At 73.8% G+C, this 25,335-nt stretch carries 25 protein-coding genes and 1 pseudogene; 11 read left to right on the top strand and 15 right to left on the bottom strand.

Annotated features, from left to right (window positions below; translation table 11 throughout):
• Positions 1-10: 10 nt before the first annotated feature.
• Together ABD352_RS13495 and pdxR are read right to left on the bottom strand one after the other, a co-directional pair.
• Positions 11-832, bottom strand: a complete 822-nt coding sequence (locus tag ABD352_RS13495; RefSeq protein WP_344612658.1) for a L,D-transpeptidase — start codon at positions 830-832, stop codon at positions 11-13.
• A 38-nt stretch (positions 833-870) separates the two neighbouring features.
• Entirely contained in the window at positions 871-2,280 is a 1,410-nt protein-coding gene (pdxR, locus tag ABD352_RS13500) for a MocR-like pyridoxine biosynthesis transcription factor PdxR (RefSeq protein WP_344612659.1), read from the bottom strand.
• Positions 2,281-2,349: 69 nt separating this feature from the next.
• On the opposite strand from pdxR, the pseudogene ABD352_RS13505 reads away from it, so the two are divergent.
• Positions 2,350-3,558: pseudogene (locus ABD352_RS13505) on the top strand (amino acid permease); the annotation flags it as partial.
• Here the strand turns inward: ABD352_RS13505 and ABD352_RS13510 are convergent.
• From ABD352_RS13510 to ABD352_RS13520, 3 genes are all read right to left on the bottom strand, one after another.
• Positions 3,552-3,995 (bottom strand): DUF5709 domain-containing protein, encoded by a 444-nt coding sequence (locus ABD352_RS13510; RefSeq protein ID WP_344612660.1) that lies wholly within the window; start codon positions 3,993-3,995, stop codon positions 3,552-3,554. The pseudogene ABD352_RS13505 and the gene ABD352_RS13510 overlap by 7 nt on opposite strands.
• An 83-nt stretch (positions 3,996-4,078) precedes the next feature.
• A complete protein-coding gene (locus ABD352_RS13515) occupies positions 4,079-5,437 on the bottom strand; it encodes a GH1 family beta-glucosidase (RefSeq protein ID WP_344612661.1) in 1,359 nt (452 codons plus the stop codon).
• 51 nt (positions 5,438-5,488) lie between these two features.
• Positions 5,489-6,787 carry an ABC transporter substrate-binding protein gene (locus tag ABD352_RS13520; RefSeq protein ID WP_344612662.1) on the bottom strand — a complete coding sequence of 433 codons (1,299 nt, stop codon included), beginning with the start codon at positions 6,785-6,787 and terminating at the stop codon, positions 5,489-5,491.
• 186 nt (positions 6,788-6,973) lie between these two features.
• On the opposite strand from ABD352_RS13520, the gene ABD352_RS13525 reads away from it, so the two are divergent.
• Positions 6,974-8,170: an ROK family transcriptional regulator gene (locus tag ABD352_RS13525; protein WP_344612663.1), complete on the top strand. Its 1,197-nt coding sequence runs from the start codon at positions 6,974-6,976 to the stop codon at positions 8,168-8,170.
• A gap of 13 nt (positions 8,171-8,183) precedes the next feature.
• Here the strand turns inward: ABD352_RS13525 and ABD352_RS13530 are convergent, their stop codons facing one another.
• Positions 8,184-8,477, bottom strand: coding sequence for a low temperature requirement protein A (locus ABD352_RS13530; protein WP_344612664.1), 294 nt, complete (start codon positions 8,475-8,477; stop codon positions 8,184-8,186).
• A gap of 204 nt (positions 8,478-8,681) precedes the next feature.
• On the opposite strand from ABD352_RS13530, the gene ABD352_RS13535 reads away from it, so the two are divergent.
• The 4 genes from ABD352_RS13535 (at position 8,682) to ABD352_RS13550 (ending at position 11,836) form a co-directional block, all read left to right on the top strand.
• On the top strand, positions 8,682-9,296 hold the full coding sequence (locus ABD352_RS13535) for an ArsR/SmtB family transcription factor (RefSeq protein WP_344612665.1): 615 nt from the start codon (positions 8,682-8,684) through the stop codon (positions 9,294-9,296).
• A 1-nt stretch (position 9,297) separates the two neighbouring features.
• A complete protein-coding gene (locus ABD352_RS13540) occupies positions 9,298-10,041 on the top strand; it encodes an SRPBCC family protein (RefSeq protein WP_344612666.1) in 744 nt (247 codons plus the stop codon).
• Positions 10,042-10,152: 111 nt separating this feature from the next.
• Positions 10,153-11,151, top strand: coding sequence for a LacI family DNA-binding transcriptional regulator (locus ABD352_RS13545; RefSeq protein WP_344612667.1), 999 nt, complete (start codon positions 10,153-10,155; stop codon positions 11,149-11,151).
• A gap of 34 nt (positions 11,152-11,185) precedes the next feature.
• Positions 11,186-11,836 (top strand): pentapeptide repeat-containing protein, encoded by a 651-nt coding sequence (locus ABD352_RS13550; protein WP_344612668.1) that lies wholly within the window; start codon positions 11,186-11,188, stop codon positions 11,834-11,836.
• On the opposite strand, the gene ABD352_RS13555 is transcribed toward ABD352_RS13550, so the two are convergent.
• On the bottom strand, positions 11,810-12,262 hold the full coding sequence (locus ABD352_RS13555) for a YdeI/OmpD-associated family protein (protein ID WP_344612669.1): 453 nt from the start codon (positions 12,260-12,262) through the stop codon (positions 11,810-11,812). The genes ABD352_RS13550 and ABD352_RS13555 overlap by 27 nt on opposite strands.
• Positions 12,263-12,267: 5 nt before the next feature.
• Positions 12,268-13,383, bottom strand: a complete 1,116-nt coding sequence (locus tag ABD352_RS13560) for a geranylgeranyl reductase family protein (RefSeq protein WP_344612670.1) — start codon at positions 13,381-13,383, stop codon at positions 12,268-12,270.
• Positions 13,384-13,513: 130 nt separating this feature from the next.
• Here ABD352_RS13560 and ABD352_RS13565 point away from each other — a divergent pair, with 130 nt between their 5' ends.
• Together ABD352_RS13565 and ABD352_RS13570 are read left to right on the top strand one after the other, a co-directional pair.
• Positions 13,514-13,999 carry a beta-class carbonic anhydrase gene (locus ABD352_RS13565; RefSeq protein WP_344612671.1) on the top strand — a complete coding sequence of 162 codons (486 nt, stop codon included), beginning with the start codon at positions 13,514-13,516 and terminating at the stop codon, positions 13,997-13,999.
• A gap of 186 nt (positions 14,000-14,185) precedes the next feature.
• Positions 14,186-14,776 carry a hypothetical protein gene (locus ABD352_RS13570; protein WP_344612672.1) on the top strand — a complete coding sequence of 197 codons (591 nt, stop codon included), beginning with the start codon at positions 14,186-14,188 and terminating at the stop codon, positions 14,774-14,776.
• Here the strand turns inward: ABD352_RS13570 and ABD352_RS13575 are convergent.
• A complete protein-coding gene (locus ABD352_RS13575; protein WP_344612673.1) occupies positions 14,773-15,201 on the bottom strand; it encodes a hypothetical protein in 429 nt (142 codons plus the stop codon). The genes ABD352_RS13570 and ABD352_RS13575 overlap by 4 nt on opposite strands.
• Before the next feature lie 69 nt (positions 15,202-15,270).
• Positions 15,271-16,188, bottom strand: coding sequence for an ArsR/SmtB family transcription factor (locus ABD352_RS13580; protein WP_344612674.1), 918 nt, complete (start codon positions 16,186-16,188; stop codon positions 15,271-15,273).
• Positions 16,189-16,252: 64 nt separating this feature from the next.
• Here ABD352_RS13580 and ABD352_RS13585 point away from each other — a divergent pair, with 64 nt between their 5' ends.
• Positions 16,253-17,059 carry an isocitrate lyase/PEP mutase family protein gene (locus ABD352_RS13585; RefSeq protein ID WP_344612675.1) on the top strand — a complete coding sequence of 269 codons (807 nt, stop codon included), beginning with the start codon at positions 16,253-16,255 and terminating at the stop codon, positions 17,057-17,059.
• Between the two features lie 113 nt (positions 17,060-17,172).
• Here ABD352_RS13585 and ABD352_RS13590 read toward each other — a convergent pair whose 3' ends face one another.
• Positions 17,173-17,601 (bottom strand): hypothetical protein, encoded by a 429-nt coding sequence (locus ABD352_RS13590; protein WP_344612676.1) that lies wholly within the window; start codon positions 17,599-17,601, stop codon positions 17,173-17,175.
• A 94-nt stretch (positions 17,602-17,695) separates the two neighbouring features.
• On the opposite strand from ABD352_RS13590, the gene ABD352_RS13595 reads away from it, so the two are divergent.
• A complete protein-coding gene (locus ABD352_RS13595; protein WP_344612677.1) occupies positions 17,696-18,109 on the top strand; it encodes a DUF6980 family protein in 414 nt (137 codons plus the stop codon).
• Here ABD352_RS13595 and ABD352_RS13600 read toward each other — a convergent pair.
• From ABD352_RS13600 to ABD352_RS13610, 3 genes are read right to left on the bottom strand one after another with little or no spacing between them, the layout of a single operon-like run.
• A complete protein-coding gene (locus ABD352_RS13600; RefSeq protein WP_344612678.1) occupies positions 18,096-18,512 on the bottom strand; it encodes a nitroreductase family deazaflavin-dependent oxidoreductase in 417 nt (138 codons plus the stop codon). The genes ABD352_RS13595 and ABD352_RS13600 overlap by 14 nt on opposite strands.
• Before the next feature lie 9 nt (positions 18,513-18,521).
• A complete protein-coding gene (locus ABD352_RS13605) occupies positions 18,522-19,640 on the bottom strand; it encodes a winged helix DNA-binding domain-containing protein (RefSeq protein WP_344612679.1) in 1,119 nt (372 codons plus the stop codon).
• Positions 19,641-19,642: 2 nt separating this feature from the next.
• Positions 19,643-21,349 (bottom strand): RecQ family ATP-dependent DNA helicase, encoded by a 1,707-nt coding sequence (locus ABD352_RS13610; protein ID WP_344612680.1) that lies wholly within the window; start codon positions 21,347-21,349, stop codon positions 19,643-19,645.
• Positions 21,350-21,539: 190 nt separating this feature from the next.
• On the opposite strand from ABD352_RS13610, the gene ABD352_RS13615 reads away from it, so the two are divergent.
• Positions 21,540-22,427, top strand: a complete 888-nt coding sequence (locus ABD352_RS13615; RefSeq protein ID WP_344612681.1) for a sigma-70 family RNA polymerase sigma factor — start codon at positions 21,540-21,542, stop codon at positions 22,425-22,427.
• A 73-nt stretch (positions 22,428-22,500) separates the two neighbouring features.
• Here the strand turns inward: ABD352_RS13615 and ABD352_RS13620 are convergent, their stop codons facing one another.
• The gene (locus tag ABD352_RS13620; protein WP_344612682.1) at positions 22,501-25,332 is read right to left on the bottom strand and encodes an AfsR/SARP family transcriptional regulator; all 2,832 of its coding nucleotides are present in this window, start codon (positions 25,330-25,332) and stop codon (positions 22,501-22,503) included.
• Between the last annotated feature and the right edge of the window lie 3 nt (positions 25,333-25,335).

Raw genomic sequence — 25,335 nt, forward strand, 5'->3', positions numbered from 1 at the left:
GCTCAGGGGGTCAGGGCAGCACGACCACGCTCGTGCCGGGCGAGACGTTGGCCAGCAGCACCTGCTGGGCGGCGGGCGGCATCCGCACGCAGCCGTTGGACTTGCGATAGCCGAACTCGTTGCGGTACCAGGCGTGGATGCCGGTGTGCGCGTCGGCCAGGCCCGAGGCGACCGCCTTCTTGTCGTCCGGCACGGCCCCCAGGGCCAGCACGTCGAGCCCGGCGTACACCTTGCTCGGCTGCGCCGAGCGGCCCAGCACGAACGTGCGGCCCAGCGGCGTCTGGGTGGCCGGGGCGCCGACCGTCACCGTCCAGGTCTGCTGCGCCACCCCGTCGCGCAGCCAGGTCAGCGTGAACGCGCCCCGGTGCACCACGATCTGGTCGCGCAGCGGGGCGGTGTGCCAGCCGCCCGGGGGCAGCCAGCCGACGCTGCGGTTCATGGACGGCAGCAGTACCGCCACCCACCCGTCCTGCCGGGACACGATCGGCATGATCAGGTCCACCCCGCTGATCTTCGGGGTGAGGTACGCGCGGGCCGTGCCGCCGGGCGCGTCGTACACCGGCGCCTTCGCGTCCAGCTGCAGCGCCTCGGTGAGCGGCACCGTGGAGGCCTGGTCGGGGTCGGCCGGGAAGCCGGTCGCCGCCTGCGTGTACGTGATCGTGGTGAGCCCGGGCGCCGGCGGCGCGGGCGAGCTCACAACGGCCGACGGAGCAGCGCTGGTCACCACCGGCGAAGGCGGTGCGGTCGCGGCGACCGAAGGTGCATGGTGCGAGCCGCAGCCGGCCAGGGTGGCCGCCAGCGCGGCGAGGACGGCGGCGCGGCGCACGAGCATGGCCACACCGTAACCGCCGCCGGTCCCGCCCGCTGTCATCATGACGGACGGGTCGCGGCGGCCAGCCGGTCCAGCGCCTCCGGCAGGTCGGCGGTGGCGATCGCGCCGAAGCCGATGGCCAGCCCCTGGTCGGGCACCCGCCGCGGCTCGGCGTAGAAGCGGGTGAGCGGCTCGAGCGCCACGTCGGCCGCCCGCAGCCGGCGCACCACGCCGTCCACGTCGACCGGCGCGGTGCAGCGCAGCGCGGCGTGCAGCCCGGCGCTGGAGGGCACCAGGGTGTACCACGGGGCGAGCGGCCCCCGCGCGGCCCGCACGAGCAGGTCGTGGCGCGCCGCGTAGACCCGGCCGACCGAGCGCAGGTGCCGCTGCAGCAGTCCCTCGTCGATGAACGCGGCCAGGGCGGCCTGCGCGGCGGGCTCGCCGTGCCAGTCGGCGATCCGGCGGGCCGCGCGCAGGGCCGGGCGCAGCGCCTCGGGCGCGACCAGGAAGCCCAGGCGCAGCGAGGGCAGCAGCGTCTTGGAGAACGTGCCGACGTAGATCACCCGTCCGGCCCGGTCCAGGCTCTGCAGGGGCTCCAGGGGACGGTCGGAGTAGCGGAACTCGCTGTCGTAGTCGTCCTCCACGATCGCCGCCCGGTGCTCCTGGGCCCAGTCCAGCAGGGCGCTGCGCCGCTCCAGCGACATCGCGATGCCCAGCGGGTGCTGGTGGGAGGGGGTGACGTACACCAGCCGCGCCGACGGCGGAATGAGGTCCACGACGATCCCGTCGGCGTCGACGGGCACGCCGGCGACGCGCGCCCCGAGGCTGGCGAAGAGCCGCCGCACCGGCCGGTAGCCGGGCTCCTCCACGGCCACCGTCGCGCCCGGCTCGATGAGCACCCGCGCGACGAGGTCGATCGCCTGCTGGGCGCCGGACGTGACGAGCACGTCCTCGCCCGAGGCCCGGACCGACCGGGACAGCCCGATGTGCCGGGCGATGGCCGATCGCAACGGCGGGAGTCCGGACGGGTCGTGATAATCCGCCGACGCGTGCAGCGACCGGCCCAGCAGGCGCCGCCAGGCGGCCAGCGGGAACAGCGACGCATCGGGGTGCCCGATGCGCAGGTCGTAGCGGGCCGGGGGAGTGGCCGGATCTTCCGGGCCGAGGGCGGCGAACCGCCGGGAGGGCCGCAGCGGGCCGACGGGCGCGCGGCGGGCGACGGTGGCCGAGCCGCGGTACGCCACGAAGGTCCCCGCCCCCGCCCGCCCGGCCAGGAAGCCGTCCCCGACGAGCCGGTCGTACGCGGCGGCGACGGTGTTGCGGGCCACGGCGAGGTCGCGGGCGAGCGCGCGGCTCGGCGGCACCCGCTCGCCGTGGCGCAGCCGCCCGTCCAGGATCGCGTCGCGCAGCTGGCGGTAGATCCGGTCGGTGCGGTCCCCGGGCCCCTCGAGGCTGATGTGCAGATCCAATTTGGCCCAATCAGGTGTACCGCGGATTGGCTCTTCTTCCAGGCCAAGTCCGACCCTAGCGTTGATCGCGTGCTCACCGTCAAGCAGGGCGCCGCGCTGTCCGTCGGGGCCGTTCTCGGCACCGGCGTCATCGCGCTGCCCGGGATCGCCGCGCAGATCGCCGGCCCGGCCGCGCTGGTCGCCTGGCTCGCCCTGATCCTGCTCTCGGCCCCGCTCGCGCTCACCTTCGCCGCGCTCGGCGCCCGCTTCCCGGACACCGGCGGCGTGGCCTCATACGTCGGGAGGGCCTTCGGCCCGCGGGCCGCCGCCGTGGTCGGCTGGTCGTTCTACTTCGCCGTGCCGGTCGGCGCGCTGCCGGCGGCCACGTTCGGCGGCGCGTACGTCGCCGCCGTCCTCGGCGGCGGGCACCGCACGACGCTGCTCACCGCGGCGGCCCTGGTCGCGCTGGTGACCGCGGCGAACCTCGGGGGCGTGCGGGTCAGCGGCCGGGTGCAGCTGGGCCTCGCCGCGGCCCTGGTCGCGCTGCTGCTCGCGGCGATCCTGACCGCGCTGCCGAGCGCCGACGCCGCGAACCTGCGCCCGTTCGCGCCGCACGGCTGGACGGCGGTCGGCCCGGCGATCGCGGTGCTCGTCTGGGGCTTCGCCGGCTGGGAGGCGCTCACCTCGCTCGCCGCCGACTACCGCGACCCGCGCCGGGACGTGCCCCGGGCCACCTGGATCGCGGTCGGCGTGGTCGGCGTGCTGTACCTCGCCGTCGCCGCCACCAGCCAGCTCGTCCTCGCCCACCCGTCGGAGGCACCGCTGGCCGACCTGCTGGCGATCGGCTTCGGCCCGGGGTCGCGCGCGCTGACCGCGGTCGTCGCCGTGCTGCTCACCGCCGGGGCGATGAACGCGTACTTCGCCGGTGCCGCCCGGCTCGGCGCCGCCCTGGGCCGCGACGGCGCGCTGCCGGCCTGGTTCGCCCGCGGCGCGGACGCCGGACAGGTGCCCCGGCGCAGCCTGGCCGTCGTGGCCGGGCTGGCCGCGGCGACGCTCGCCGTGGCCGCCGCCACCGGGCTGAGTACCCGGCCCATCATGCTGGCCGTGTCCGGCTCGTTCGTCGTGGTGTACGTCCTGGGCACGGCCGCGGCGGTCCGGCTGCTCCCGGCCCGTTCGTGGGCCCGCCGGACCGCCGCGGTCGCGCTCGTGTCCGTGCTCGGCCTGCTCGCCCTGACCGGCTGGTACCTCCTGTGGAGCGTCCTGGTCGCGGCGGCCGCGCTGCTGTTCGTGCGCTACAGGTTGCGGTCGTCCACGATGTGCATGGCGGCCTCCTCGGCCGAGGCCGCGCCGCCGTCGATGCCCACGTCGGAGCCGATCTCGTCCTTCTCCTCGTCCTCGCCGAGGCCCTCGTCGGGCGCGACCAGCCGGCCGGCCCGCCGGTCGCCGACCTCGTCGGAGTCGAAGAACTCGCCCGACTCGGTGGTCGTGCCGTAGTCGTCCAGGTCGGGCCGGGCCGTCGGGTCCGGCTCCTCCTGCAGCAGCCGCTGGTCGAGCGACTCGCCCTGCTCCGCCTCGGCCTGGGTGGTGCCGAAGGCGTTCAGCCCGCGCGGCTTCTCCGGCGGCGAGTAACCCTCGTCGAGTGAGTCGTCGAGCCCGCGGTCGGACAGGGTGTCCTCCGCGGACAGCTGACCCTCCTCGTCCGGAGCCGGGTCCCAGCTGTCGGTTTGCTGCGTCATGTCGGCGTCCCCTTACTGACTCGCGGAAGTTGGTGGCGCTGCCGTTCTCTATACCCTGATACCCGGCAGCGCCCCTCGCGACCCTAGATCACGGATTCGCGGGATCGCTTGTGCGCCGTGATCAGGTCGGCGTACCGGTGCCCGGAGGCCTTGATCGTGCGCTGCTGCGTGTCGTAGTCGACCCGGACGAGGCCGAAGCGCTTGTCGTAGCCGTACGCCCACTCGAAGTTGTCCAGCAGGGACCAGGCGAAGTACCCGTCCACCGGGGCGCCGCGCAGCACCGCGTTGCGCACCGCCTCGAGGTGTTGCTCCAGGTAGTCGGTGCGCTCCTTGTCCTGGATCTCGCCGTTGGGCTCGACGGTGTCGTACCAGGCCGAGCCGTTCTCGGTGACCAGGATGCTGCGCGGGGCGTACGTCTGCGCCACCGAGACCAGGATGTCCTCCAGGCCGCGGGCGTAGACCTCCCAGGGCATGGCCGTCTCGACCGAGCCGGGCACCGGGATCTGCCGGGCGTAGGGCGCCGAGCCGGTGGGGTCGTCGACCACGATCTGGCGGAAGTAGTAGTTGATGCCGAGGAACTCGGTCGGGGCGGCGATCAGCTCCAGGTCGCCCTCGCGCACCGGCGGCTCCACGCCGTAGCACTCGATCATGTCGGCCGGGTAGCCGCGGCCGAAGACCGGGTCGAGCCACCAGCGGTTGGTGTGCCCGTCGGCCCGCCGCGCGGCGGCCACGTCCTCGGGCCGGTCCGAGCCCGGCTCGATCGGGCTGAGGTTGAACACGATGCCGACGTTGGGGGCCAGCCGGGCCGAGGCGCGGATCGCCTGGTTCACCAGGCCGTGGCCGAGCAGCACGTGGTGCGAGGTGTGCACGGCGCGGGTGAGGTCGCGCTCGCCGGGGGCCATCCGCCCCTCCAGGTGCCCGATCCAGGACACGCACAGCGGCTCGTTGACCGTGTTCCAGTCGGCCACTCGGTCGCCGAGCCGCCCGGCCACCACGGCGGCGTAGTCGGCGAAGGCCTCGGCGGTCGCCCGGTTCGGCCAGCCGCCCGCGTCCTGCAGCGCCTGGGGGAGGTCCCAGTGGTACATCGTGACGAACGGGCGGATCCCCTCGGCCAGCAGCGCGTCGACGAGCCGGTCGTAGAAGTCGAGACCGGCCGCGTTGACCGTGCCGGTGCCGTCGGGCATCACCCGCGGCCAGGCCACCGAGAACCGGTACGCGTCGAGGTTGAGCCGGCGCATCAGCGCCACGTCCTCGGGCCAGCGGTGGTAGTGGTCGCAGGCCACGTCCCCGGTGTCGCCGTTGTCGACGTTACCGGGGGAGTGGGAGAACGTGTCCCAGATGGACGGTTTCCGGCCGTCTTCGGCGGCGGCGCCCTCGATCTGGTAAGCCGCGGTGGCGGCACCCCAGATGAAGCCGGGGGGTAGTGCGGACAGATCCAGCACGGGACGGGTCTCCCTCTTGAGGTGGGTGTTCACACGGGCCTCGGCGGGGTGTCACATCTTTCCCTCCGCCGAGCTGAGCTTGGCCTTGATGCTCTCGTCGGTGACCGGCTTGCCGGCCGCCGCGTCGGCGAACAGCTCGGCCATGGCCGCGCCGACGAGCGTCTCGAACTTGCTCTCGGCCGACACCTGCGGCAGCGGCGCGGCGGTCGAGTTGAGCACCTGGAACAGCACCTCCTGCTCCGGTGTGCGGAACGCGGCGTCGCTGTAGGCCGAGCGCACCGACGGCAGCGAGCCGTACGCCTTGTTGAGGGTGATCTGCACCTTGTCGCTGGTCATGAACTGCACGAAGTCCAGCGCGCCGGTGAGGTTGCGGGTGTGCTTGTAGACGGCCATGTTGATGCCGGCGACCATGCTGTTGATCCGCACCCCGCCCTGCGTGAAGGGGTCGGCGAGGAACGGGACCGGGGCCACGCCGTACTGGTCGGGGCGCATCCCGGCCTGCTGCAGCGACGTGCCGGCCGCCTGCCAGAGCAGCATCGCCGCCTTGCCCTTGGCGAAGTCGGCCCGCGACTCGTTCTTGCCGTAGCCGGCGTCGGCCGGGTCGACGATGTGGTCGTTGGCCATGAGCCCGACGTAGCGCTTGATGGCGGAGATGTTCGCCGGCGTGTCGAAGGTCGGCTCGCCGTTCGCGTCGAACCACTGCCCGCGGTACTGCTGCGAGAACGTGAACGCGTGGTGCGCGTTCTCGGCCGGGTTGGCCCCCTCGATCGCCAGCCCGTACTGGCCCTTGGCGGGCTTGGTGAGCTTCCGGCCGTCCGCGACCAGCTCGTCCCAGGTGGTCGGCGGGCCGGCGATGCCCGCCTCGGCGAAGAGGCGCTTGTTGTAGTACAGCGCGTAGGACAGCGAGTACAGCGGCACCGCCGACGGCGGCGTGCCCGGCGCACCGGCCGCGGCCAGCGCCGAGGGCACGAACCGGTCGCGGCCGCCGACCAGGTCCAGCGTGTGCCCGTCGAAGGCGACGAACGCCCCGGTGGCCTGCAGCGAGGCCGACCAGGTGTTGCCGATGTTGACCACGTCCGGGCCGCTGTCGTCCTTGGTCGCCGCCATCAGCCGGTCGAGCAGGTCCGACCAGGGCACCACCTCGAGCTTGACGTGGATGCCGGTCTGCTGCTCGAACTCGTCCAGCTCCGGCTGCAGGGTCTGCCGGTCGAAGTCGAGGCTCGGCCCCTGGTTGCTGGCCCAGTACGTGATGGTCTTGGCGGCCTTCGCCTGGTCGTCCCCGCACGCCGCGAGCGACCCGGACAACAGGATGCCGGCGGTGAGTACGGCGGCGGCACGGCGAATCGACACCAGTCTTGGGCCCTTCTGGTGGGGGTGTCGACCGGCGTGCGGACGCGCGCTCGACAGGGAGAGGGTGGCGGCTGTCCCTTTTCTATCGAGACCGGAAGATTCTATCGAGACTTAATTAATGTCGTCATTAAAGTGTGGCGCCCAGCATGCGTCAAGTGCCTTCCACCTGCATCTAGAGTGGCCGGGGTGCGGATCGAGCGGGCGACGAACCGGGGTGTCCGGCTGCGCAACCGCTCCGCCCTGCTCACCCGGCTCCTCCTCGACGGCCCGCTGACCCGCCAGGCGCTGTCCCGCGAGACCGGCCTGAGCCAGCCCGCGGTGAGCAACGTGGTGAGCGATCTCATCGAGGACGGCCTGGTCGCCGAGGCCGGCGCGCTGGAGTCCGAGGGCGGCCGCCCGGGCATCCTGCTGCGCATCGCCCCCGGCTTCGGCGCGGTCGCCGGCATCGACGTCGGCGAGACCCGCGTCCGGGCCGAGCTGTTCGACCTCGGCCTGCGGCGGCTGGCCTGCGCCGACCGCCCGATCGGCGGCCCGGCCGGCACCACCCCGGAGACGGTCGTGCGGCACATCCACGCCGCCCTGCGCGCGGTGACCGCCGGGCGCGGCCCGGGGGAGGTGCTCGGCGTCGGGGTGGGCGTCGCCGGGATCGTCCAGCAAGGCCCCGACGGCGCCGTGGTGCACGCGCAGACGCTGGGCTGGGATGCCGTACCGCTGCAAAGGCTCCTCGAGGAGGGAACCGAGCTCCCCCTGCACATCGACAACGGCGCCACGACCCTCGGCCAGGCCGAGATGTGGTTCGGCGCCGGGCGGGGCCGCCGCCACGCCGTCTTCGCGCTGGTCGGCTCGGGCATCGGGGCCGCCGTGGTGACCGACGGCGCGACCTACCGCGGCGCGTCCAGCAGCGCGGGGGAGTGGGGCCACACGACCCTGGTCTACGGCGGCCGCCCGTGCCGGTGCGGCTCCCGTGGCTGCCTGGAGGCCTACGTCGGCGCCGGTTCGGTGCTGCAGCGGTACCGCGAGCACCCCGCCGCCCTCGAACTGCCCGGCGACGACGAGGAGACCCGGATCGCGGCCCTGCTCGCCGCGGCCGGCGAGCCCGCCGCCCGGGCCGTGCTGGACGAGACCGCGGACTACCTCGGCGCCGGCGTGGCCAACCTGCTCAACCTGTTCAACCCCGAGCTGGTCGTCCTGGGCGGCTGGACCGCGACCGCACTCGCCGAGCTGCTGCCCCGGGTGCGCGAGTCGGCCGCCCGCCACGCCCTGCGCCAGCCCTTCGCCCAGGCCCGCATCGAGCTGGGCCGCCTCGGCGAGGACGCGGTCGCCCTGGGCGCGGCCACCCTGCCGGTCGCCCGCCTGCTCACCGAGGGCGGCGTCGTCTCCTAGCCGGCCGGTACGGCTAGCGCCCGAAGTCGTGGATCTGCGTGGTGTGCAGGACCCGGACCGTGCGCAGGTCCCGCGTGATGGCGGCGGTCACCAGGACCGCGAGCACGGCGACCAGCTGGGTCACGGCGTGCCAGTGCCCGAGCGGGACGGCGGCCAGCACGCCCGCCGCGGCGGCGACCCGGTACCACCCGCCGGCCAGCCCCATGAGCCACAGGAACCAGGCGTGCCCGAGCAGGAACGCCGCCACCCCGCCGCTGAGCACGATCGCGGCGGGCCAGTGCAGCGCCCGCGGCCCCTCGCCCGTCACGCGCCCACCCTATCCACCGCCATCACCGCGCCGGTTCTCGTAGCGCCTCCACAGCAGCACCACCCAGTCGTTCGACCCGCCCGGCGCCTCAGCCGTCACCACGGGGACGGGCGACGACTCGACGAGGTGCGGCAGCGTCCACGTGAGGTACCGACAACTTTTCTTGTCTTGACAGTCAAAGTTGTCGGTGGGTACGGTCTAGGCATGTTCGAAGTGGGAGTCATCGAGGAGGCCGGGGCGGCGGAGGTCGCGCTCGATCCCGTGCGGGCGCGGCTGTTGCAGCTGCTCGCGGAGCCGCACTCCGCCACCGGCCTCGCGGCGATCGTGGGGTTGCCCCGGCAGAAGGTGAACTACCACCTCAAGACGCTCGAGGCGCACGGGCTGGTGGAGCTGGTTGAGGAGCGGCGCAAGGGGAACGTCACCGAGCGGGTGCTGCGGGCCACCGCGGCGTCGTTCGTGATCTCGCCCATCGCGCTGGCCGCCGTACAGCCGGATCCCGCCCGGTCGCCCGATCGGCTCTCCGCGCGGTGGTTGCTGGCGCTGGCGGCCCGGCTGGTCAAGGAGACCGGGCAGCTGATCAGCGGGGCGGCCAAGGCCGGCAAGCCGGTGGCCACCTTCGCGCTCGATGGCACCGTGCGGTTCGCCTCGGCGGCCGACCGGGCCGCGTTCGCCCAGGAACTGACCGCGGCCGTGACCGAGCTGGTCAGCCGTTATCACGACGAGCAGGCGCCCGGGGGGCGGGAGCACCGGGTCATCGTCGCCATCCATCCGAGCATCAGGAACGCCGAGTCCAGCGGTACCGAATCGAAGGGATCCTGAAATGTCCGACACGCACGAGTTCGAGCTCGTTCACGACATCGACCTGGCCGCGACGCCCGAGCAGGTGTGGGAGGCGATCGCCACCGGGCCCGGCATCGACTCGTGGTTCATGGGGCGCAACGAGGTCGAGCCGCGGGTCGGCGGGCAGACCAGCATGGCGATGCCCGGGTTCACCGGCACCGGCACGGTCACCGCGTTCGAGCCGGGCCGCCGCTTCGCCTACCGCAGCGAGGCCGCCGAGGACGGCACGTTCATGGCGTTCGAGTACCTCATCGAGGGGCGCGAGGGGAGCTCCACCGCGCTGCGCCTGGTGCACAGCGGCATCCTGGGCGCGGACTGGGAGTCGGAGTACGACGCGCTGAAGAAGGGCAACCCGCTGTACCTGCGCACCCTGGCCCAGTACCTCGAGCACTTCGACGGCCGCACCGCCGTGCCGGTCTCCGCGTTCGGTCCGCCGCAGGCCGACCAGGACGTGGTGTGGGCGGCCGTCACCGCGGCGCTGAGCCTGCCCAAGGACGTGGCCGAGGGCGACGCGGTCAGCCTGGTCCTCGGCGGCGAGGAGATCCGCGGCGTGGTCGACACCACGCTGGAGCCGAGCTTCCTGGGCGTGCGCACCGGCGACGCGCTGCTGCGCTTCGTGGGCCGCGGCGGCGTGATCCTGACCGGGCACCACATCTTCGCCGACGTCGAGCAGGCCGCGGCCGAGCAGGCGTGGACCGAGTGGCTGGCCGAGCTGTTCCAGTAGGGCGATCAGCACGGGCCGGGCGCCGTCGCGCCCGGCCCGTCGTGTCGCGCGGGTTGTATCGTGCGCGTCGTGGTCGATGCCGGGCAGCAGAAAGCCGTACGGCGAAGTGGCATGCGCGACGTCGCCCAGACGGCCGGCGTCTCCGTCAGCACCGTGGCCAACGTGCTGAACAACCCCGCCGTGGTGGCGCCCGCGACCCGGGAACGGGTCGAGGAGGCGATGGCCAGCCTCGGCTTCGTGCGCAGCGGCCCGGCCCGCCAGCTGCGCGGCCTGCCGAGCCGCCTGGTCGGCTCGGTCACCCTGGACCAGGCCAACCCGTTCTACGCCGAGCTCAACCGGGGGATCGAGGACCGGCTGGACGAGGCGGGGTGCCTCGTGCTGGCGTGCAGTACCGACATCGAGCCGGAGAAGGAGCTGCGGATCCTGAGGCTGCTCGAGGAGCAGTCGCCGCGCGGGATCATCGTGACCCCGACCGGGGAGAACCTGGCCGAGCTGGCCGCCGTCTCGCGCCGGGGCACGCCGGTCGTCCTCCTCGACGCCACCCGCGGCGATCTCGACCTGTGCGCGGTCGGGGTCGATCACGAGGCCGGCGGGCGGCTGGCCGGGGACCATCTGCTCGGTCTCGGGCACCGGCGCATCGCGTTCCTGTCCGCCGCCCGCGACGTCGCCCCGGTCCGCGCCCGCCTGTCCGGCCTGCGCGCCGCCGTGTCCGGGGCCGGCGCCCCACCCCTGCTCGAGGTGCGGATGGCGTTGGGGGACCTCTTCAGCGGTACCGAAGAAGCCGTCTCCGCTCTTCTCGCTCTTGACGATCCGCCGAGCGCGATCGTCTGCCTCAACGACATCGCGGCCGTGGCGGTGGTCCGGGCGCTGGAACGCCGCGGGGTGCGGGTCCCGGGCGACGTGTCGGTGATGGGCTACGACGACGTGCCGTTCGCCGCGCACGTGCAGCCGGCCCTGACCACCATCCGCCGGCCGATCCGCGAGCTGGGGCGGGTCGCCGCCGACCTGCTCCTGGCCGAGGGCGTTCCGACCCACCGGCACCAGGAACTGATCTTCCCGCCGGACCTCGTCGTCCGCGCCACGACGGCCCCGCCGCGCGACGGCTCCTGACCAGGTTCGAGACGGCAGTCATAGGATTGCCCGCATGGGTGTGGTGCAGTCGCTGGGGGAGCTTCCGTACGCCGCGTACCTGCAGCGATTCGAGGACGAGCGCTTCGCGCACGACGGGGACTACACCGAGGTGCACGTCGACCAGGTCGAGCTCGACGGCGGCGAGGCCACCAGCGCCAGGTTCATCGAGTCGGCGCTCACCCAGGTCACCCTCGCCGAGGTCGGCCTGGAGCGGGTCAGGTTCAGCGACGTCTGGGTCAGCCGCAACCGATGGGTCGGCGTGCGACTGGTCGACGCCGCGTGGATGGACGTGTCCATGTTGGACAGTTCGCTGGCCGGGGTGCAGGCCTACAGCTCCCGACTCCGGCGCGTCACGTTCCAGCGCTGCAAGATTGACACCCTCAACCTCAGGGGGGCCACGCTGGTCGACGTGGTCTTCGAGGACTGTGAGCTCAACGAGCTCGACTGCGCCGGCGCCGATCTCACCAACGTCACCTTCCCGGGCACGGCGATCCGCAACGCGCGGATGTCGCAGGTCAAGTGCAAGAAGGTGGACTTCCGCGGGGCGCGGGAGCTCGACGTCGCCGACGGGGCCGACTCGCTCAGAGGGGCGATCGTGGACGAGCGGCAGCTGATGGAGCTCGGACCCGCGCTCGCCTCAGCCCTTGGCATCCTGGTCAAGTAGCGCCGCGACCGCCTTGGCCACCCGCCGCTCGCGGGTCGCGGGGGTCTTCGCGCCCTCGACCGACAGGACGTGCTGGCGCTGGTTGCTGTACGACAGCGACGAGAACGCCGCGCGGGCGCCCGGGGCGGCGTCCAGGGCCGCGGCCAGGTCGGCCGGGACCTCGACGACCCGCGGCGCGGTGTCCAGCTCCACGTCGGCCTCGACCTCGTCGCCCGCGGCGATGCCGGCGGCGGCGCGGACCTCGGCCGAGACCGGGAGCATGTACTCGCCGCCCATGACGGCGACGGTGCTGCGGTACGTGTGGCCGTTGATGGTCACCGTGACCGCGGGCTTCTTGCCCTTGCCGAGCGCGTCGACGACGGCGGCGGGGACGCGGATGCCCGTGGCGGTCTTGCCGCCGAGGACGAGCTCAGCAGTGAAGCGCATGGGGATCAGGTAAGCAGGCGGAGGGTCTGCCGTACAGGGAAACGCTCGACCGTGGTGTCGAAGGACGTCTCGCCCTGGCAGAAGCGCTCGAACATGCGCCAGCCCAGGGGAGTGCGCAGCAGGCTGTGGAACACGGACGGGTGGCGGGTGAAGGCGGCCAGCAGCGTGGTGCCCGCGCGCATCGACGGGACCAGGGTCGTGGCGACCTCGCGCTCGTAGCGGGACAGGTCCCCGTCGGCCGCGGCCGCGCCGGCCAGGGCGCCCGAGCGGACGGCGAAGCTGATGCCCTCGCGGGTCCAGGGCTCGAGCAGTCCGGCGGCGTCGCCGGCCACGATGACGTTGCCGTTGCGCAAGGGCGAGGATTCGGTACGGCACCGCGTCAGGTGCCCCGAGTCGTACACCGGCTCGATGCCGGTGAGGCCCGCGCGGTCGACGAAGCTGCGCAGGTAGGCCTTGGTCCGCTCGCCGTTGCCGCGGGCCGCGATGACGCCGACGGTGAGCAGGTCGCCCTTCGGGAACACCCACGCGTACGAGCCCGGCAGCGGGCCCCAGTCGATCAGCAGCCGGCCGCGCCAGTACCGCTGCCGGGCCTCGGAGATCGGCACCTCGACCTCCAGGCCCAGGTCGACCTGGCCGTACTCGACGCCGACGTGGCGCGCGGTGATGCCGGACGAGCCGTCGGCGCCGATGACCGTGCGGGCGGTCGACTCCGAGCCGTCGGCCAGGCGGATGCGCACGCCGTCCGGGGTCTGCTCCAGCGAACGGGCGGCCACCGACTGGCGGACGGTCGCGCCGGCCTTCTCCGCGGCGAGGCGCAGGGCGTCGTCGAAGCCGGGGCGGCGGACCATGGTGAGCAGCGGGCCGCGGCGCGTGGAGCGGGTGAAGGCCGCGCGGCCGTCGAGGGTGAACCGGGCGCGCTCGACGCGGTCGTCGGCCGGGATCGTGATCCGGTCGGCCACGGCGCTCAGGGTGAAGCCGATCAAACCACCACCGCACGTCTTGTACCGCGGGTGCTCCGCCTTCTCGATCACGAGCGTGCTCGCCCCGCGGCGCGCCGACTCGTACGCCGCCGAGAGGCCGGCCGGCCCGCCCCCCACGATCGCCACATCCCACTGCGTCACGGATGAGACCTTAGGGCCTCCCTCGCGCCCGCGCCGGGGCTCCCACCCCAGGCACGAACGGGTTGGTGAGATTGGCCTCCTGTGACGCACACATCAGCCGTTCGGGTGAGGGATCTGCTTCACTTCGAATATGTCGGCGATCGACCATCTGATTCACGCGAACGAGCAGTACACCGAGACCTTCCCCGGGCCGCGGCCGCTGCGGCCGAAGCTGCGCCTGGCCGTCGTCTCCTGCATGGACTCGCGCCTGGACCTGTTCGGCGCGCTCGGGCTGGAGATCGGTGACGCTCACCTGATCCGTAACGCGGGCGGGCTGCCGACCGAGGAGGTGCTGCGCTCGCTGGCGATCAGCCAGCGCAAGCTCGGCACCCGGGAGATCGTCCTGATCCACCACACCGAGTGCGGCATGGACGGCTTCGACGACCCCGCCTTCCGGGCGGAGCTGGCCGAGACGGGCGTGACGCCGGGCTGGGACGTGCCGGGCTTCACCGACCTGCACGACACCATGCGCTCCTCGATCCGGACCGTGCGCGAGTGCCCGTGGCTGCCCAACCGTGAGGACGTGCGCGGGTTCATCTTCGACGTGGCCACCGCGAAGATCGAAGAAGTGGTCTGATCCCAGGAGGCGGACGAAGTCGTCCGCATTGTGGACGTTCGGCTGCCCCGGCCGAAGAAGCTCTACTGCCCGTAGACGGCGGGCGTGCGGTGCGTGGCGAAGACCCCGAAACGTGCATATATCGGGGGTGGCGCCGAGGGATGCGGCCCGTCGTGCGGGGGTGGCGGATGCGGCACGATCGGACCCATGCGATACGGGGGCCGACTCAGCCGCATCGAGTTCACTGCGCTGATAGACCAGCAGGCGAACCGCATCCGGGCCAGCGCCGGTGCGCTGCCGCTCTACGGCCCGGCCGGCTGGGGCGGGCCGTGCCGGATCGGCACGTGGGGCTGGGAGGACGAGCGGCTCAACCACGCCGGGCTGGTCTTCGGCGACCCGCAGGGCGACGGGCCGTGGATCGAGGTGATCACCACCGCCGGGCCGCCCATGCCGCTGCTCATCGACCTGCGCGTGGCCGTGGCGGCGGAGGCCCCGGCCGACCGGGCGGCGGCCCAGCGGGCGCTGGCCGCCGCGTCCACGCCGGCCTCGCAGCGGGTGTCCATCGCCGTCGACGGGCTGCCGCGGCAGTTCTCCTGCTGGCCCGACGAGCCGCTCGGCGGCGACGCGCCGGGGCGCGGCTGGCTGGCCATCCTCGACGAGGTGCCGGGGCTGCTGCTGCGTGTCTGCGGGCCCGGCCCGGCCGAGCTGAGCCTGGCCCGCGTCGGGGACATCGAGCCGCACCTGACCGGCACCCGCGCCCACCTGCTGGCCGGGTACGACGCCTACGGCACCGACTAGCGAGACGCCAGCGCCTGGGCGAAGTTCACCCGCTGGATCGCCTCCGCCGCGTGCAGCGGGGAGTACACGATCTCCTGGGCCATGTAGTGGTACGGCCCGGACTGGATCGACACCACCAGCGGCCCCGACATCGAGTGCGTCCTGGCGGTCAGGAACAGCAGGCCGAAGAGCAGGAACAGGCTCAGCCCGCACGTGAACGGGGCGAAGATGACGCCCAGGATCGTGCAGGTCACGGCCAGGCCGATGCCCCAGCCCGCGGTCGTGGAGATCGGGATCGGCTGGGCGATCACCATCCATCGGCTGCCCTGGATCGGCCAGACGCCCACCGGCGTGTAGATCGCGACGCCGTCGACCCGCACGTCCCCGATCTGCACGTCGGGGCCTTGGTAGGCGGGCGCGCCGCTGTACGGGACTGGCAACGTCACGCCCCGGATTGTGGCGCGGATGGTGGCGGAGTGACACCCACCGGAAGGGCGGAATGCCGGGCCGGCGCGTCAGTGCCGGCTGGCGCTCAGCAGGGCGTCGGCCGTCGGGGTGCGGACGTTCAGCACCGAGCGGCCCGCGCGGTGGGTGCGCACGAGACCGGCGGCGCGCAGGACCGCCAGGTGCTGCGAGACGCCGCCCGCGGTCAGGCCCGTGCGCTCGGCCAGCGTCGTGGTCGAGGCCGGGGCGGAGAGCTCGGTCAGCAGCCGCGCGCGGGCGCGGCCCAGCAGGGCGCCCAGGGCCTCCGGCGCCGCCGGCGGGGACTCCCACAGGGCGCCGACGCCGCGCGGCGGGTACGCCAGCTGGGCCTCCACCCCGAAGACGGTCAGGACCGAGGGCCAGACGAAGACCGAGGGGATCAGCACCAGGTCGCCGCCGTCGGGGACGTCGTCCGCCGTGCACCAGCGCTGCAGCACCGACAGGGTGCCGTCGGCGAAGGTCACCTGGGCGTGCAGGTCGTTGAGCAGGCCGCCGACGCCGTCCGCGGCCAGCAGGCGGGCGCGGGCGAAGATCTCCGACTCCAGCAGGGTGCGGATCCTCGGCCAGTCGGGGGCCAGGGCGGCGTCGAAGTAGGCGCGCACCTCCTCGGCCAGGCGCGGCGGGTCGGGCGGGCCGGCGCCGATCAGGGCCGCCTGGGCCGCGGCCACGTCCGGTGGGGTCGCGGCCAGGGCGTGCAGCTCCTCGTCCAGCTCGGCGAAGGGGCCCGGCGGCGTCGGGGTCAGGAAGTCCGGTATGTACCCCGGGGACGGCGCCACCAGCGCGAACAGCGCCGGGAAGCGCAGGCCCCGCCGGCGGGCCGCCCACGGGAGGTGGACCGCGTGGGCGCCGGGGTCGCGCAGGACCCGGATGCTTGCGATCGTCTCCCACAGCGGGGACACCGCGAAGCGCACCCGGGCCAGCGCGCCGGAGGAGAGGCCGATCGACACCATCGGTACAATTTAGCCTCGGCTAAAACCCTGGGGAGCGCCCGTCACCGGCGGAAGAATGATCCGCATGACGACCCGCGCCGCCCGCTTCCGGGCCCTGCACGCCGCCGGCCAGCCACTCGTCCTCGTCAACGCCTGGGATGCCGCCTCGGCCCGGGTCATCGCCGCGGCGGGGGCGCCGGCCGTGGCGACGACCTCCGCCGGCGTGGCCTGGACGCTCGGCGCGCCGGACGGCGACGCGCTCAGCCGGGACGCGGCCCTGGAGCACCTCGCCCGGATCGTGCACGCGGTGCCGGCGGAGCTGCCGGTGACCGCGGACATCGAGTCGGGCTTCGGCGCCACCCCGGCCGACGTGGCGGTCACGATCCGCGGGGTGCTGGAGGCCGGGGCGGTCGGCATCAACATCGAGGACACCGAGCGCGGCTCGGCCACCGGGCTGCGGGCGATCGAGGACCAGCAGGCGCGCATCGCGGCGGCCCGGTCCGCGGCCGACGACGCCGGGGTGGAGCTCTACATCAACGCGCGGGTGGACACGTACTTCCGCGGGGCGCCCGAGGAGACCGTGGGACGGGCCGAGGCGTATCTCGCGGCCGGCGCCACCGGCATCTTCGTGCCCGGCGTCGCGGACTCGGAGACGATCGGGGCGCTGGCCAAGGCGATCAAGGCGCCGCTCAACGTCCTCGCCCAGGAGGGCACCGCGCCGGTCGCCGAGCTGGCCGCGCTGGGGGTGTCCCGGGTCAGCCTGGGCTCCTGGGTGGCCGAGGCCGCGTACGCGCTGACCCGCCGGGCCGCAGTCGAGGCGTACACGAAGGGCACGTACACCGAGCTGTCCGGTTCGTACGACTTCGGCGAGCTGAACACCCTCATGTCCTGAGACGAGGGCCGTCAGGCGAAAAATCGGATAAGTCGTGGCGCGCCGGCGCCCGACTTATCCGCAAAAGGGCCCGGCGCAACCGCGCCGGGCCCCGAACGTGACAGTGAACAGCGTCAGCTGCTGGCCGGGCCGATCTCGGCGGCACCCGCGCCGCCGCCGGTCTCCAGGATGGTGCCCTGGGCGAAGGCGGCGTCGAGCCGCTGCTCCAGCGCGTCGAGCTGCGAGAACTGGGCCTGGTGCGCCGACTCCGAGCCCTCGGCCGCGAAGACGTGGTCGTCCTCCGAGGCGCTGTGGCTGTAGTTGGTGTAGTCGTCGGCCTCGTAGTGCACGGCCGGGCCCTGGTCGAACTCCACGTGCGTGCCGTGCTCGTAGCCGGTCGACTCGTCGGCGTGGTGGTCGGCCTCGTACACGCCGTACTGCGACTGGGCGTCGGCCTCGCTGCCCTGGACCTGGTGGAGCTGGTCCAGCTGGGCGCTCTCCTGGCCGGCCTCGTAGTGGCCGTAGTCCGTGCCGCTGTCGCCGGTCTCGATGGCGTCGCTCATGGGGGTGTTCCTCTCAACAAAAGGGGGCTTGCCGTGATGTTCAGGCTGATGACGGGAGCGTAATCGCGATCATGAGCCCGCCACTATCCCCGACATGACAGCTGATCAGCCATTTTTGGTCGCGCGCGGCGGCGGGGGCATACTCCTGCGCGTGCTACGACACTGCTGCGACGCGATGCGCGCGCAACTGGAGCTGGCCGGGGTCGCCTACGAGGACCCGTGGGACGACCCGGACGTGGTGGTCGTCTATGTGGCGAAGTTCGACGAGTACGGGCTGCCGATCCGCGACGGCGGTTCGTCGATGGTCGTGATCGGGCACTGCCCGTGGTGCGCGGTGCGGCTGCCGCAGTCGCGGCGGGACGCCTGGTTCGACGAGATGGACCGGCAGGGGCTGGACCCGTGGTCGGACGAGCTTCCCGAGCAGTACCGCACCGACGAGTGGTGGGGGCCGCAGGAGGGGGCCCAGCGCGAGCACGTGGAGCCCGAGCGGGTGGTCAGCCCCGTCTGACGAGCTCCACGACCGGGATCGTGCGGTCGATGCCGGCCTGGTGGTCGGTGAAGAAGGGGAACTGCCCGGCGATCCGGGCGAAGAGGGCGTCCCGGTCGGCGCCGGCCGTCGGGGTCGCCGCCGCCGGGAACTCCTCGCCGTCCATCTCCACGGTGACCGCCGGGTCGGCCTCCAGGTTGCGGTACCAGTCGGGGTGCTTCGGCGCCCCGGCGGCGGAGGCGATGACGAGCAGCCGGTCGTCGAGGCGGACGTACATCATCGGCGTGGTGTACGGCTCGCCGCTGCGCCGCCCGGTCGTGGTGAGCAGCAGCAGGGGGCGCCCCTCCAGCCGCCGGCCGGCGGCGCGGAACTCGGCGATCAGCTTCTGGTTCGCGCCCTTGAGGTCGGCCGGCACCTGAGTCATGGCCAAACTCTAGGCCGAAGCGTCGACCAGCGCGCGCCAACCGCCCTCAACGGACCGGATCTCGTGCCCGGCCCCCGGCGCCAGGAACTCCAGCAGCCCCGCCGCCTCCGAGGACACGTCGATCGGGCCGTCCAGCGGGGCGATCCACAGCGTGGCCCGCGCCTTCGTCACGGAGACCCGCCAGAACCCGGCGGTGAAGCCGTCGACCAGGATCGCCGCCGGCATCATGTTCTGGCCCTCGAAGCCGGTGAAGGACTCCGTGACGACCCGCGTGCGGTCGGCGTGGCCGAGCAGCAGGTTGTCGAAGTCGTAGAGCAGCCGCGGCGCGGCGGGCGCGTCCGGGCCGGGCCGCGGCGCCTCCGGCAGGTCGAAGAGCTCGCGGCCCTGCTCGTCGGCGAAGACGACCAGCCCCGGGCGCAGCGCCTCGAACACCTCGGCCAGGCGGGTCAGGCCGGACCAGGTCTGCGCGTCGCGGACCGTGGCCGGGCCGAACGCGCCGAGGTACCGCCGGACCAGCTCCTCCACCGGCATCGGCGGGACGGTCCCGGCCAGGTCGGGTCGCCACGCGTCGGCGGTGGTGTGCGCGGCCTTCCCGCTGCGGCCCCACAGGCCCCGCGGCGGCACCTGGACCAGCGTCTCGAAGACCCGCACGGCCTGCGCCATGGCGGCCTGGTCGCGGCCGGGCCACCGCGCGCCGAGCCGCTGGCCCAGCTCGGCGAAGGTCGAGGGAGCCTCGGCGAGGATCCGCCGGCCCTCGGCGACGACCTCGGTCACCTCCTGCGGCGGCAGGCCCAGCTTGCGGCCGAAGTTGCTGGCCCACATCCGCTCGCCGACCACGCCGACGAGCGGGCGGACGGCGAGCGCGTCGCGGGTCGTCATGAGGTGGATCGTCGAGCGCAGGGTGGCCGCCCGCACGAGCCGGCCGTCGGCCAGCAGGTCGGAGGCGTGCTCCGGGCGGAAGCCGGTGAGCCGGTTCCAGAGCCCGGTGTACCAGCTGTGCGGGGTCTGCGCCTGCAGCCCGACGAGGTGCTCGACCGCCTCCGGCACGCTGAGCGCGGAGCGTTCCAGCAGCAGTTGGCGGGCGAGCGTGGCCCGGTTGAGCGAGCGCCGGTCGAGTACCTTCGGCATCGTTATACCGGCTCCAGCAGCTTCGCCTTCTGCACGATCGGCACGGACAGCGTCTTGTAGCCGACCTGCTCGAAGAGCACCACCACGCGGTCGGCCTCGTAGGCCATGACCGTGCCGGTGCCCCACGCCGAGTGCCGCACCTCGCTGGAGACCGGGAACGGCCGCTCCGGGTCGACCTTCACCTCGGGCGCGGCGACCGGGGCGGCGACGGGTCTGCGCCACAGCCGCTGGTACCACTTCAACCTGGGCACCACCGGGTCCACGACCACCGTGCCGCCGGCGCAGTTGTCGCAGTGCGAGCACGGCTGGTCGGCCTGCTCGCCGAAGTAGGCCAGGAGGGACTTGCCGCGGCAGCCGGCGCTCTCGGCGTACTGGCGCATCATGTCGATCCTGGACCGGCGCAGCGTCTGGTGGCGCTCGAACTGGGCCAGGGCGAGCCGGGCCGCCTCGGCCGGCGGGGGCGCGTAGCGCGGGGCCGACAGCTTGTTGCCCGAGCCCACCTCGACCGCGCCGACCTGCTCCAGCAGGCTCAGCAGCGAGGTGATCCGCCGGGCCGGCAGGCCGCTGCGGGTGGCCAGGCCCGTGCGCGTGGTCGGGGCCTCGCGCAGCGCGGCGGCCAGCTGCGTGAGCTCCTTGGCGTCCGGGGCGCCGGTGGCGAAGAACCGCTGCAGGGCCACGTCCTCGGGGCGGAAGAAGAGCGTGGTGCGGGCCGGCCCGCCGTCGCGCCCGGCCCGGCCGATCTCCTGCAGGTAGCTGTCCGGCGAGTCGGGCAGGGCGACGTGGTACACCCAGCGGATGTTGGGCTTGTCCACGCCCATGCCGAACGCGCTGGTGGCCACCATGACCGGCGTCCGGTCGGCCATGAAGTCCTCGTAGCGCCGGTTGCGCTCGCCCTGGGCCAGGCCGGCGTGGAACGCGACGGCCGGGATGCCGCGCTCGGCGAGGCGCTCGGCGTACTGCTCGGCGATCGCGCGCGTCGGGGCGTACACGATCCCGGGCTTCTCCTCCTTCTCGATCTGCGCGACCAGCCGCTGCCAGCGCTGCTCGTCGCTGGTGCAGTGCACGGCGGCGAGGTGCAGGTTGGGCCGGTCCAGGCCGGCCACGAGCGTGAACGGGTCGCGCAGCCCGAGGGCGGCGGTGATGTCGGCCCGCACCGGCGGGGAGGCGGTGGCCGTCAGGGCGACGACGGGCGGCCGGCCCAGCTCCCGGATGAGGTGCCCGAGTTGCAGATAGTCGGGGCGGAAGTCGTACCCCCACGCCGACACGCAGTGCGCCTCGTCCACGGCCACGAGGCCGGGGCGCAGCGCCCGCACCTCGGCGAGGCGCTCGGGGTTGCCGAGCTGCTCCGGGGTGATGAACAGGAACCGGGCGGTCCCGGCGGTGACCGCCTCCAGCGCCTTGCGCTGCTGGGTGGGGGTCTCGGCCGAGCTGATCCGCACCGCCTGGCCCTCGCGGCGGCGGTTGAGCCCGGCGATCTGGTCCTGCTGCAGGGCCAGAAGTGGTGAGATGACGATGGCCGGGCCGTTCATCAGGGTGGCCGGGACCTGGTAGATGGCGGATTTTCCGCCGCCGGTGGGTAACACCACCAGGGCGTCGCGCTTCTTGAGCAAGGCGCGCATGGGCGGCAGCTGCCCGGGGCGGAGCGCTTCCCAGCCGAATTCCCGGCGGGCGGCGCGGCGCAGGCGGGGCGCGAGAGGCACAAGATTCATCGGGCGCGACTGTACCGGTGTTCGAATGCTTCGGCGCGTTGAGCGACACGCCGAGCCTTGAGGACTCTCACCGTCCCGCAACCAAGATGCACCCGAAAGTGACGGCGTGCGCACCCTTCGTAGTCGAAAGTTCTTCGTGTCAGCAGGTGGACCGCCTGCACGGGGTCCACCCGGACACGAGGGGGAACCGATGACAACGACCCTTGAGGGTGCCACGCTCAAGGTCCAGTTGGAAGGCCGAGAACTCGAGGACCTCATCCGCGAGCATCTGCCACTCGTCGGGCATCTGGTCCGCCAGACGCTCGGCCGCCTGCCTGCCCACGTCAGCCGCGAGGACCTGGTGTCCGCCGGCATGGCGGCCCTGGCCGGCGCCGCGAAGGCGTTCGACCCGAGCCGGGGCATCCCGTTCGGCAGCTTCGCCACGACCCGCATCCGCGGGGCGATCCTGGACGAGCTGCGCGGCCTGGACTGGGCGAGCCGATCAGTGCGGGCCAGGGCCAGGCAGGTCGATGCGATGCAGCAGGAGCTGACCGCCGCGCTCGGTCGCACCCCGACCAACCAGGAGCTGGCCGAGGCGCTGGGCGTGAGCATCGACGAGCTGCAGGCCATCGACGACGACGTCCAGCGCGCGGCGGTGCTGTCGCTGCAGGGCTTCGCGGCCGGCAGCGCCGAGGACATGGTCCCCGAGCGGGCCGCCGGTCCGGAGGACCTCATCCTGCAGCGGGAGCGCATCGGGTACCTGCACAACGCCGTCGAGGCGCTGCCCGAGCGCCTCGGCAAGGTCGTCAAGGGGTACTTCTTCCAGGAGCGGCCGATGATGGAGATCGCCCACGAGCTCGGCGTCACCGAGTCCCGGGTCTCCCAGCTGCGGGCCGAGGCCCTCATGCTGCTGCGCGACGGCCTCAACACGCACCTCGACCCGGACCTGGTCTCGGCCAGCGACAAGCCGACGGGCTGCGTGGCCCGCCGCCGCGAGGCCTACCACGACAAGATCGCGAACGCCGGCAACCTCAGCAGCCGCCTCGCCCAGACCAACTACCACGGCATGCCGTTCGTGCAGACCGGGCGCCACAAGTAGGGTCCTTGGCACCGCGGACCTGGCAGGGAGAAGCGTCAAGCTTCGACCGGTGTCTGACGGGAGCGACGGTCTGCTAGTGACGCGGACCTGAGTCATTGTCTGCCGCGCGGGCCAGCACAGTCCGCGCGGCAGCCAGCCCGGCCTCGGCGCGGGACCGCTCGTAGGGCCGGACGTCGGCGCGGCGCAGCACCCCTTCGTGGGTGGCGGCCGCCTCCTCGGCCAGGCCCAGCATCGTCAGCACCTCGCCGAGGTCGTTGGCGACGCTGGTCTCGAAGTGCCCGTCGCCGATCCGCAGCACCTGCTCGTGCGCGGCCCGCGCGAGCCTCAGCCCCTCCGCGTGATGGCCCTGGCGGGCCATGAGCTTGCCGTAGGCGGCGAGCGCCTCGGCCGCCCCGCCCAGGTTGCCGTGGCGCTGCTTGAGGTGGATCGACCAGACCAGCAGCAGCCCGGCGGCGGCCGGATGGTCCCGCGCCGCCTCGACCCGCCCGAGCCAGTCGAGGGCGATGCTGAAGTTGGCCGCCTTGTTGTCCAGGCCGGCCTGGACGATCCGGTCGAACATCTCCCCGGCCGGCTCGATCAGGCCCAGCTCGAACGCGGCCGCGCCGCCCGCGGCGAGCGCGAGCTGGCGGCTGCGGTGCTCACCGGCCGCCCCGGTCGCGGCCTCGACCCGCCCGGCCAGCTCGACCGCCTCGGCCTGGCGCCCCTCCATCCGCAGCAGCGTGATGCGGTTGACCTCCACCTCGCGCACCAGGCGGTCCTCGCCGAGCCGGCGGTAGATCTCCTCGGCCCGCCGCAGGCTCGCCCGGCACGCCGCGAACCGGCCCAGGTGCAGGTAAATCCCGGCCAGGTTGCGCTCGGTCATGGCGGCCAGCAGGTCGTCGCCGAGCGAGTCCACGATCGGGTGCACCCACTCGAGCATGCGCAGCGCGTCGGCGCAGTAGCCGAAGACCCGGGCCGAGGGCCAGGCCAGCCGGGCCAGCGCGACCGCCTCGCGGTTCGCTCCGACCTGGGCGGCGAGTTCGGTCAGCGCGACGATCGTGGCCCAGTGCTCGACGACCCAGGCGGCGCCGTCGGTGGTGCCCGGCTCGTCGACGCCCACGATCTCCAGGTGCCGCCCGGCGTGGTCGAGCGCGGCCTGGTAGTGCGCGAACATCCGGTCGAGGGCCGGGCGCCGCTCGTCGTCGCCGACGAGGGAGGCGGAGTAGGCGCGCAGCAGGTCGTGCAGCCGGTACCGCCCGGGCGTGTCGGCCTGCACGAGGTTGACCTCGACGAGGTCCTCCAGTCGCCGGCCGGCCTCGTCCGGCTCGACGCCGGCCAGGGCGGCGGCCGCCTCGGCGGCGGAGGTGCCGGCCGGGTGCAGGCCGAGCCGCCGGAAGAGCCGCCGGTCGGGCTCGGTCAGCTGCCGGTAGGAGACCTCGAACGCGGCCGCGACGCTCTGCTTCTCCGCGCTGACGTCCAGCGGGGCCAGCTCGGCCGAGGCCAGCTGGTCCGAGAGCATGCCGATCGTCCACCGGGGCCGGTGCTGCAGCCGGTGCCCGACCAGGCGGATGGCCAGCGGCAGGCCGCCGCAGCGGCGTACGACGTCGGAGGCGCCTTCCGGGTCGGCGTCGACCCGTTCGTCGGTGGTGTCGCGCAGGAGTTCGACGCCGGCGGCCGGGTCCAGTGGTTCGAGGGACAGTCCGGCGGCGCCGTCGATCGGTCCGAGCCGGGTGCGGCTCGTCACCAGCACCACGCTCGGGCTGCCGTGCGGCAGCAGCGGCTCGACCTGGGCCGCCCCGCCCGCGTTGTCCAGCACGAGCACCGCCCGCCGCCCGCGAAGGTGTTCCCGCCAGGCCTCGGCGCGCTCGTCGGGGTCGTCCGGGGCCCGCCGCCCGAGCCGCCGCAGCAGCACGCCCAGCGCGTCGTGCGGCGCCACCGGCGCCCGTTGCGAGTGCCCCTGCAGGTCGATGTGCAGGTGTACGTCGGGGAACTCGGCCGCCAGCGCGTGCGCCGCGGTCAGCGCCAGGGCCGACTTGCCCACGCCGGCCATGCCGTCCACGACCACGACCGCCGGGCGGAGCCGGGTCGCGTCGCGGGCCGCGTCCAGCAGCCGCCGCAGCTCCCCGTCGCGCCCGACGAGCCGTCGCGGCGCCCGCGGCAGCCGGCCCTGCGCGGCGGCCGTGCTCTCGGGTCGTTCGGCCTCGCGGAGGGCCTCGACGTAGGTCTCGCGCAGCCGCGGCCCGGGTTCGACGCCGAGCTCGTCGCGCAGCGTGGCGACCACGGCGTGGTAGTGCCGGATCGCGTCGGCCTGCCGCCCGTCGCGGCTCAGCGCCGTGATCAGCAGCGCCGCGGCCCGCTCGCGCAGTGGGTGCTCGGCAGCCAGGGCCTGCAGTTCCGGGATGAGCGCCCGATGCCGGCCCAGCCCGAGCTCGGCCTCGGCGCACTCTTCGAGCACGGCCAGGCGCTGCTCCTCCAGCCGGGTGGCGTGGGTCGCGAACCGCTCGCCGGGCAGCCCCTCCAGCGGGCGCCCGCGCCAGAGCCCGAGCGCGGCGCGCAGCTCGCGGGCGGCCCCGGGCCGGTCGTCGTCGGCGGCCAGGGCCCGGCCGCGGCGCACCGCCGCGTCGAACTCGGCCACGTCGATCCGCGCCCCGGCGGGGTCGAGCCGGTAGCCGCCCCCGGTGGTGGCCAGCGCCGCGCCGATCTGCCGGCGCAGCCGGTAGACGAGGGTGTGGATCTGCTGCCGGGCGGTCGGGGGAGGGTCGTCCCAGACGTACTCCACGAGGAGATCGATGCTGACCAGTTGACCCGCGTGCACGACCAGCGCGGCCAGCGCCCGCTGCGCGCGCAGCCCGCTGACCACGATCGTCTGTCCGCCCGACGCCACCGCGAGCGGTCCGAGTATCCCGAACTCCACTGGGTTGGCCACGGT

This window comes from Dactylosporangium salmoneum (assembly GCF_039532525.1).
In the GTDB taxonomy this organism is placed as follows: Bacteria; Actinomycetota; Actinomycetes; order Mycobacteriales; family Micromonosporaceae; genus Dactylosporangium; species Dactylosporangium salmoneum.